General features: G+C 73.1%; 6 protein-coding genes and 1 riboswitch. Of the genes, 4 read left to right on the forward strand and 2 right to left on the reverse strand.

The window, feature by feature from the left end:
* Positions 1–119: 119 nt before the first annotated feature.
* Both treS and AB0B41_RS41885 read right to left on the reverse strand, forming a co-directional pair.
* Entirely contained in the window at positions 120–2,396 is a 2,277-nt protein-coding gene (gene treS, locus AB0B41_RS41880) for a maltose alpha-D-glucosyltransferase (RefSeq protein ID WP_358212636.1), read from the reverse strand.
* Positions 2,397–2,555: 159 nt separating this feature from the next.
* Positions 2,556–4,010 (reverse strand): aminotransferase class V-fold PLP-dependent enzyme, encoded by a 1,455-nt coding sequence (locus tag AB0B41_RS41885; protein ID WP_358212638.1) that lies wholly within the window; start codon positions 4,008–4,010, stop codon positions 2,556–2,558.
* Between the two features lie 56 nt (positions 4,011–4,066).
* A riboswitch (SAM riboswitch) is annotated at positions 4,067–4,180 on the reverse strand.
* A gap of 486 nt (positions 4,181–4,666) precedes the next feature.
* On the opposite strand from AB0B41_RS41885, the gene AB0B41_RS41890 reads away from it, so the two are divergent.
* From AB0B41_RS41890 to AB0B41_RS41905, 4 genes are all read left to right on the forward strand, one after another.
* A complete protein-coding gene (locus AB0B41_RS41890) occupies positions 4,667–4,753 on the forward strand; it encodes a putative leader peptide (protein WP_358212644.1) in 87 nt (28 codons plus the stop codon).
* Positions 4,754–5,086: 333 nt separating this feature from the next.
* Positions 5,087–5,416: a hypothetical protein gene (locus AB0B41_RS41895; protein ID WP_358212639.1), complete on the forward strand. Its 330-nt coding sequence runs from the start codon at positions 5,087–5,089 to the stop codon at positions 5,414–5,416.
* Between the two features lie 7 nt (positions 5,417–5,423).
* Positions 5,424–7,244: a hypothetical protein gene (locus AB0B41_RS41900; protein ID WP_358212640.1), complete on the forward strand. Its 1,821-nt coding sequence runs from the start codon at positions 5,424–5,426 to the stop codon at positions 7,242–7,244.
* Positions 7,228–7,875, forward strand: a 648-nt coding sequence (locus tag AB0B41_RS41905; protein WP_358212642.1) for a hypothetical protein, incomplete at its 3' end; no start/stop codon positions are given. The genes AB0B41_RS41900 and AB0B41_RS41905, both read left to right, overlap by 17 nt.

A 7,875-nucleotide genomic window follows, 5' to 3' on the forward strand; every position in this document is an offset into this window, starting at 1 on the left:
GCAGCGAGACCGCCCCCTGACTCCCCCCTCCCCCCCTGATGACCGCCGCGTCCCCCGCCCCAGCCCGCCCCCGGGCGGGGTAAGTGGTGCTCTGGCACCACTTACCGCGCACGGGCGCGTCAGTGCGGGTCTTCGGCGGGCACCTCCAGCAGCAGCGAGTGCCCCTGGTGCGGCTCGAGCTCCACCACGAAGGCGTGCAGGTCGTCGACGACGCCGCACTCCTTGTCGGTGAACATGTCGGTGACCCGGCTGCCGGGGACGAGGTACTCGGAGCGCACGGTGCCGGTCACGGCCTCGGCGGCGAAGTTCAGCACGGTGACGTGCATCCGGCGGCCGCCGTCCTCGCCCGGGTCGAGCTCGTGGACCAGCACGAGCATGCCGCGGTGCGAGACGTCCGGGATGTCGACCTGCCGCGCCACCGCGATCCCGTACCGGGACCGGACGGCCAGGATGGCCTGCAGCTGGCGGGCGAAGCTGCGCTCGTCCTCCAGCTGCTCCGGCAACGACCCGTAGAGCGAGCGGCCGCGCGGCATTCCGGACGCCGACTTCACGGCGTGCGGGGCGGTGCCCATGAGGTCGTGTGCGGCGCGGTGGATCCAGCGGGTGTCGCCCTCGGCGATCAGCTCGGCGACCTCGTCGGCCGGCAGGGTGAGCATGCCCGTGAGGTCCCAGCCGGAGAGGGCGAAGACCCCGGGCTGCAGGGCGTTGTACATCGCCAGCAGCAGGTGCACCCGCATGATCTCGGGGACGTCCTCGTCCGTGATCGCGTCGAGCGAGGACAGCCCGAGCGTCGCGGCGATGACGGTCGCCGTGGTGCAGGCGATGCCGTTGGTGGTGAACACCCGGTTGTACGGCGCGTTGTCGCCGGTCAGCGCGGCGGTGAGGTCCGCGCGCACGCGCTCGGCGAGCTGTTCGCCGGTGAGCTCCTCGCCGGCGAACGAGTAGACGTCGTCGCGGTGCCCGGTGGCCCAGTGCACGAGCTCGTAGGTCAGCTCGTCGTGGTTCTGCAGGGCGTGCACCAGCCCGGCCGGGTCGACCCCCAGCTCGATCGAGGTCCGCTGGGTCAGCCGCAGGAACTCGGTGTCCCCGGTGACCAGCGCGTGGTGGTAGGCGGGGCGGTTGACGAAGTCGTAGGACAGGTCCGGGCCGGCCTCGGAGGTGGCGCGGATGTCGTCGATCGTCAGGTTCAGCTCCTGGAAGGTGAACCCGCCCAGCTTGCGCACCATGCTGGCGATGAGGTGGTTGGCCGCGGAGGAGAGCGGGTGCCCCTCGGACCAGGCCGGCATGCCCTCGGCGCTCTTCTCGACGCCGAGGAAGCCGTTGGCGTCGAGCCGCAGCGCCCCGGAGCCAAGGTCGGCCAGCGAGTGCACGGCGTCGCCGATCACCAGGCGCATCCCCGCGAACGACGGGTCGAGCCAGTTGATCGAGGGCTGGCCGTCCTTGAAGTAGTGCAGGTACACCCAGCGCCGGGCCACGCCGTCGACGCCGACCACCGGCTTGGACGCGCTCCAGTTCGTCTCCTTGACGCCCGGGGCGTAGAAGATCACCCGCTGCAGCCGGCCGATGATGTACCCGGCCTTCTCCAGCGCCTCCTCGGTGGGCACGTCGAGGTTCACCGAGTCCCGGCCCGGCGGCACCTCCGGCAGGAGGTTCCAGTCCTCCTCCTCGATCTCCACCATGTGGTAGATGCCGGGGTAGTCGGCGTACTTCATCTCGGCGAGCCGGAAGTCGGCGCCCTTGCCGGTGTGGCCGGGCACGATGTCGTCGATGATCGTGCCGCCGGACCACGTGGCCATGCCGCACATCGCGCGGAACTCGGCCTCGGTGCCGAAGGCCGGGTCGATCTCCGTGCCGATCCGGTCGAAGTGCCCGTCGACACTGGACGTGTACTGCCAGCCCGAGATGCCCCCCGCGCGCTTGACCGGTCCGGTGTGGATCGCCTCGATGCCGATCGTGCAGAAGGCGTTCCAGAGCGCCTCGTCGCCCAGCGAGGCCAGGAAGGACTGTCCGGGCCGGGTGATCAGGGAGATCGGGTAGGCCGTGAACCACACGGACGCGGACTCGACGGCCTGGCGCGGGCCGGGGTCGGCGAAGGGGTTCTGCCACATCGTGCCCTGGCCGGAGAACTGCCGGGCGATCTCGTTGGAGTCCGCGAGCATCGACTGGCTGAGCAGCCAGGAGACGTAGGCGGGGTTCTCCCCGGTCGCCGCGCCGTCCTTCGCCACCGACCGCCGGACGACGGGTGACTTGGCCCGGGCGCGATGGCGGAGCGTGCGTGGGCGCGCGGGATGGAGGTGCTCCGCGTAGGTGATCTCGCTGGGCTCGTGGGGCTGCTGCCCCGCGAGGTCCCCGGTCTCCCCGGCTTGTCCCTCGGACAGCGCTGCGTCGTCTGACATCAACTCTCCGTGCTCGCCGCGACCCGGTCGTCGCCCGCGGTGGTGTACCACCCACGCCTGCGGGAAAACGACGGTGACGCGCCGACGGTGCGCCCGTCCACCCGACCGCACAGGCCGAGCGGTGGGCCCCGCCGCTCGGCGACGGGCGGACCGGGTCGCTCAGTGCCCGCAGGCCGCCCCGCCGGCCGCCGCGACCCCGCCGAGCTTCAGCGGGTCGAGGTCACGGGGGTCCGGGGTCGGGGTCCAGCGGCCGTCGATCTCCCGGTAGTCCCACTGCGGACCCGCGGTCGCGACCGCACGGACGGCCTCGACCAGCCGGTCGACGTCCTCGTCGGACGTGCTGAGGCCGAGGCTGACGCGCACCGCGTCCGCACCGCCGGCGAGGCGGGCGAGCAGCGGGTGGGCGCAGAAGCGGCCGTCGCGCACCCCGATGCCGTGCTCGGCGGACAGCGCCGCGGCGACGAGCCCGGCAGGGACGTCGGTGACGGTGAAGGAGGCGACCGCGACCCGGTCCGGCGCGTCCGCCCAGATCCGCAGCGGACGGACGCCGGCGATCCCGGACAGCCCGCTGACCAGGCGCGCGAGCAGGGCGCGCTCGTGCGCGGGGGCGACCTCGTCGATCACCGGGTCCAGCGCGCGGCAGGCGGCGGCGATGGCGGCGGCACCGAGGACGTTCGGCGTGCCGGCCTCGTGCCGGTGCGGCGCCGGGGCCCAGCTGACCTCGGCGGTGCGGTCCTCGACGCCGACCGAGCGGACCGCGCCGCCGCCGGCGAGGTACGGGGCGGCGACGTCGAGCCAGTCCCGCCGCCCGATCAGCGCGCCGGCGCCGTAGGGGGCGTAGAGCTTGTGGCCGGACAGCACCACGTAGTCCACACCGGACTTCGCGATGTCGACCCGGCGGTGCGGGGCGAGCTGGGCGGCGTCGAGCACCACCCGGGTGCCCGCGGCGTGCGCGATCGCGCAGATCTCGTCGATCGGCAGGATCTCGCCGGTGACGTTGGAGGCGCCGGTGATCGCCAGCAGGGCGGTCCGCTCGGCGGTCAGCGCGTCCCGCAGGAGGTCGAGCGTCTCGCCGACGGTCTCCGGCGCCCGCAGCACGCGGTGGTCGGTGCCGCGCCAGGCGAGCAGCGTGGCGTGGTGCTCGACGTCGAGGCAGAGCGTCGAGCCGGGAACCGCGCCGGCGAGCAGGTTGAGCGCGTCCGTGGTGTTGCGGGTGAACACGACGACGTCGTCGGCGCGCGCCCCGACGAACCGGGCCACGGTGTCCCGGGCGCCCTCGAGGACCGAGGTGCAGACCTGCGAGGCGTAGCCGGCGCCGCGGTGCACGCTCGAGTAGTAGGGGAGGAGCTCGGCCACGTGGTCGGCGACCGCGCGCAGGGCGGGGGCGCTCGCGGCGAGGTCGAGGTTCGCGTACGGCACGGTGCGGCCGTCGACCAGCGGGACGGGGATCCCGGTGCCGACGAGCTCCGGCAGGGGCGTGGGTGCCGGGGCCGTGACCGGCGTGACCGTCGTGGTGGTCCGGGTCGCGGTGCGCGTGGGCTCCTCCGCGGCGGTGCAGCCCGGGGCCTCGGTGCAGAGCGGCGCCCAGTCGACCTGAGTGCGGACGTCGGACATCGTGGATCCTCCCGGATCACTCAGGACCCGGTTCGGCACGAGGTGCCGGACGGAAGGGTCCGCGCTTGCCGGCCGCGGGTCCGCGGCGGCCCGGTCGTCACCCGGAGCACCCCACCGCGGAGGAGGGTTGCCGGCCAGCGAGCCGGGGCTTGGCGCTGGCGCTCTTGACCTGACGACGACGGTAGGTGCCGATCCGCGGAACGGTCAAGTGTGATCCGGGCCGCGGAAACCGCCGCCGGAATGACCGGACATTGCCGTCGCAGGAGTCTCATTTCGGCGTCGAATGTCCGATCTTCGGGGCGGGCCGCTCCATTTCCGCGGCATTTCCGCCCCGTTTCCCCCGGACCGGGACCGCTGGTCACTCTGCGTCCATGAATGCGGGAAGGAGCACTGTCACCCGGTCGGGGAGGGCGTCGGAGAACTGCCAGGTCGAGCCGCTGACAGGTGATCGGTTCCCGGTCCGACCGACACGATCGCGTGAAGAATCCGGCCCGTGTCACACGCAGCGCCGGACCCGTTCCGGCGCTGATGAACCGCGGAAACGAGTGACCTGGGCCACGGAAAAGGGTCCGAAATGGGTCCGGAACGGCCGTGGGACGACGCTCTGTCCGACCCGGTGATCTCCACTGCTCCGTCCGGATGACACAGTTCCGGCCATGCGCCTCACCGACCGCTTCGCCTATCGACGTCACGTCGATCTGCGTCGCGTGGCGAGCGCGCTGTGTAGCGCGACGGTGAGCTGAGGCCCGGGCCCGTCCCGGGCCACCGCCTCGCCGACCCTCGCTCCGGCGCACCGCCCGTCCCCGCCCGCCCGGCCCGTCCGGTCCCCGCCGGCCGTCGTCCCCGACACGGCCGTCGAGCGGCGCGGGTGCCGCCCCACCGGGCCGCCGGACCGGGCCCTGTCGGACCGCCCCGTCGACCCGACCCCGGCCCGTCCGTCGGACGGTGCACCAGGCCGTGCCCACCGCTGCCCGCCCCACCGTCGCAGGTCCGTCCACATCGGACCTGCCGGCAGGTCCCCGGGTGCCGGTCCGCCGCCGTCCGCTCCCCAGATGAGAAGAAGTGGAGACACTGTCGTGCCGCGACACCGATACCGACCACCACGGTCGGCACTGACCCGGCTCGCCGGGTCCGCGACCCTGGCGGGCGCCGCCGTGGTCGGCCTCAGCGGGCCGGCCCAGGCCGCCACCCCGGACCTGGTGCCGGACCTCGCGCCGCTGCTCACGGCCCACTACGACGAGGAGCCGGCGCCCGCGCCGGAGGCGCCGTACGTGGAGCCGTCGTACACGGCGTTCGAGGGCGGCGACCTGCTCGACCAGGGCCGTGACTTCGCCCCCGCCGGCGTCCCGATCGCCGGGCTGACCCAGTCGGCCGTGGGCGCGCCCAGCCGACTGCTGCCGAGCTGAGGCCGGGATGCGCGCACCGAAGAAGATCCTGCTCGGGCTCCTGGCCCTGGGCGTCGTCGCCGGGGTGACCACCCTGCCGGGCGGCGACGCGTACGCCGACGTCGAGACCGTCAAGTCCGCCGTGAAGGGGGCCGACGGCAAGGACTACTGGGTCGAGAACAACATCGACACCGACGCCGCCGAGGACTCGCGCGGCGCGTCCACGCGACCGGAGTACATGGTCGTGTGGGCCGGTGACGAGAACGTCGCCGACACGGTGGTCCCCGACGTCAAGAACCTGCCCGGGTCCCTGACGAACCCGACCGACAAGGTCCGCAACGCCCTGCCGGGCCCGGACTTCATGGCGGTCGTGGACGTCACCAAGGGCTCGCCCAGCTACGGCAAGGTCGTCAACACGGCGACCGTCGGCCCGCTGGTCGAGAACGAGCCGCACCACATGCAGTACTCGTGGCGCAAGGGCGACAAGATCTACGCGGGTGGCCTCTACTCGGCGGCCACCTATGTCTTCGACGTGTCCGCGCTGCCGGAGCTCAAGCTCTCCGGCATCAGCCTCCCCAGCCAAACCCTCTGCGGGTCGGTGCCGGACGCGTACTGGGTTCTGAACGATGGAACGGCCTACGGGACCTACATGGGCGGCCCGGTCGTCCCGGGTCCCTGCACCTACTCCAACGGTGAGGTCCGCACCGGCAACGGGTTCGCGGGCACGCCGGGCGAGGTCGTCCGGTTCGGTCCGGACGGGCAGAAGCTGGTCGAGGCCCCGGCCGCGACCACCACGCCGGAGGACCCGACGCAGTGCCTCAACATGCCGGCGCTCGGCCAGCCCAGCTGCGCCAACCCGCACGGCATCCAGGTCCGCGAGGACCTGAACACGATGGTCACGAGTGACTACGCCGAGCCGCGGACGATCATCCTCGACCCGGTCAAGGCGCCGTCCCCGTACCTGCGCCGGCCGACGGTCCGGACCTGGGACATCTCCGACCTGAACCACCCCAAGGTCAAGTCGGTGTCGTACCTGCCGACCGGTCCGCGGTCCAACGGCCAGGACCCGCTGCACAACGAGAACCGTGCGGCGATGGAGACCACGGTGACCAACCTGCCGGGTCACAAGGGCGCCTTCGCCCAGACCATGCAGGGTGGCGCGCTGTTCTACACGCCGGACATCACCGCGCCCGAGCCGGAGTGGAAGGAGATCTACGACCTCTCCGCCGCGGTGAAGGAGCTCGACCCGGCCGCCGGTGACAACGGTGGTCCGAGCTCCAACGGCGGGTGGCTGCAGACCAGCCCGGACGACAAGACGCTGTACCACGCCATCATCGGCCGCAAGCCCGGCGCGCTGGGCAAGGACGACCCCGGCACCGCCGGCGGTGTGATCGCGCTCGACATCGAGAAGCTGGTCGAGGCCGGCGACAAGGCGACCTGCTCGATCGACACCACCGACGAGATCGCCGCCGGTGGCGCGGAGTCCGACTGCCCGACGCTCAAGGGGCACCAGGTCATCAACCCCGGCAAGGCCGCAGGCGGCCCGCACTGGGGCGCCCTGGACAACCTCGAGCTGGGTGACGACGGCTTCTACCACGAGACCGACCAGCCGAAGCGCCTGGCGACCACCAACTACTTCGTGGCCCGCACCGGCACCGACGGTGACCACAAGGTCTGCCTCGTGGACATCGCCAAGGACGGCGAGCTGAAGCTCGACGAGGACTTCAAGGACGAGAACACGGGTGACACCTGCATCTCGTTCAACCGGGAGAGCTGGCCGCACGGCTCCTTCGGCAACGCGAAGCCCCACTCGATGCTGTTCGTGGCGAACGATGCCGACATCAAGTAACACCCGGCACCGGGTCTCCCGGTCGCGGCGCGCCCTGGTGCGCCGCGGCCGGGCGGCCGCCGCCGGCCTGGTGGTGCTCCCGCTCGCCCTCGTGGCGAGCGGGGGCACCGCCCTCGCCGGACCCACGGTCGTGACCCCCGCCGCGCGTGCGGCAGCGGCGCTGGGGGAACAGCCCGGTCCGGCGGTGGTGCTGCTGCGCGTGGCCCTGCTGGCGGGGACGGCGCTGGCGGGCGGGATCGCCCTGGTGCACGGTCTGCTCGGCCGGCGCGCACCGCAGGGCTCCTCCCGCGGCCTGGTCGGCGGGCACGCCCCGCGCGGGCTGCTGGTGACGGCGTGGGTCGCGGCGGGCGTCGTGGCCGCCGCGGCCGAGATCACGCACCTCACGGGATCGGTGTCGGTGCTCGGCACCGTCGCGCACGTGGTGCTCGCCCTGGTGGCCGCGGCCCTGCTCGGGACCCGCTGGTCGGCCGTGCCGGGAGCGCTGCTGCTGGTGCTGCTGGCGGCCCAGCTCGGGTCGATCCACACGGGGCTCGCGTTCGCGCTCGACGCGACCTACGCCGTTGCGTCGGGTGTGCTCGTCGGGGCCACGGCGGTCGCGGCCGCCGGGGCCCGGCGGGCCGGGCCCGCGCCG

The organism is Pseudonocardia sp. NPDC049154, assembly GCF_040648315.1.
In the GTDB taxonomy this organism is placed as follows: domain Bacteria; phylum Actinomycetota; class Actinomycetes; order Mycobacteriales; family Pseudonocardiaceae; genus Pseudonocardia.